The sequence below is a fragment of the Aeromonas sp. L_1B5_3 genome, assembly GCF_963866575.1.
Taxonomy (GTDB): domain Bacteria; phylum Pseudomonadota; class Gammaproteobacteria; order Enterobacterales; family Aeromonadaceae; genus Aeromonas; species Aeromonas jandaei.
Genome location: NZ_CAWMDN010000049.1, coordinates 1 through 874 on the forward strand (window position 1 = coordinate 1; position 874 = coordinate 874).

Sequence of the window (874 nt, forward strand, 5' to 3'; positions counted from 1 at the left end):
GTAACTGTTCACCCAGATGGCATTGACAGGAAAAAGTGAGACGATCATCCCTTGATCCACTGTTGCCCCTTGCCTGATCCCGCCAGCTTGGCACCATCACGTCATGAGCAAACCCATTACGCCACCACCCGGCCTGCCGCTGACCCTCGAGCAAGCCAACGAGCTGATTTACAAGCTGATGGCGCGCATCGCCGAGCTTGAAGACCGCCTCAACCAAAACAGCAATAACTCCTCCAAGCCCCCCTCCACTGATGGCTCGGGGACCCCGCCTGCGCGCAAGCGCCCCGCTTCCGGCAAGGCTCGTGGTGCCCAGCCTGGCCACAAGGGGCAGCGGCGTGAACGTCATCCTGAGGACGACCGACTGACGGCAATACCACACTATCCTGCCCGGCAGTGCGCCTGCTGTGGTGAGCAGGTGGTGTCCCATGACAAGCCCTACCGGGTTCATCAGGTGTTTGACCTGCCCGAGGTCAGCTATGTGGTGACAGAGCATCAGCTGTATCGGGGCACCTGCCGTGGGTGCGTCACCACCAGTGAAGCAGCCCTGCCCGATACGGTGAGCCACAGCCAGATGGGGGCTAATCTGCTGAGCTATATCGCTTTGCAGAGTGGTCAGTTCCACCAGAGCATCAGCAAGATACAGCAGCAGCTCAAGCAGCACTTCGGTTTGAGCTTTAGCCGAGGCGCCATCAGTGAAGCGCAAGGCCGGGTCAGCGCCATGCTCACCCCGACCCACCAAGCCATCAAACAGCAAGTGCAGTCTGCCGCCATCATCCATGCCGATGAAACCCGGCACCAGCGGGGCGGTGAGCGACGCTGGATGTGGCTGGCCCTGAGCAAGGTCGCGGTCTGCTTCATGACGGCGTTTGGCCGC

1 pseudogene is annotated in these 874 nt (G+C 61.1%); it reads left to right on the plus strand.

Features of this window, described 5'->3' with window-relative positions:
- Positions 1-103: 103 nt before the first annotated feature.
- Positions 104-874: pseudogene (locus AACR93_RS03770) on the plus strand (IS66-like element ISAs21 family transposase); the annotation flags it as partial.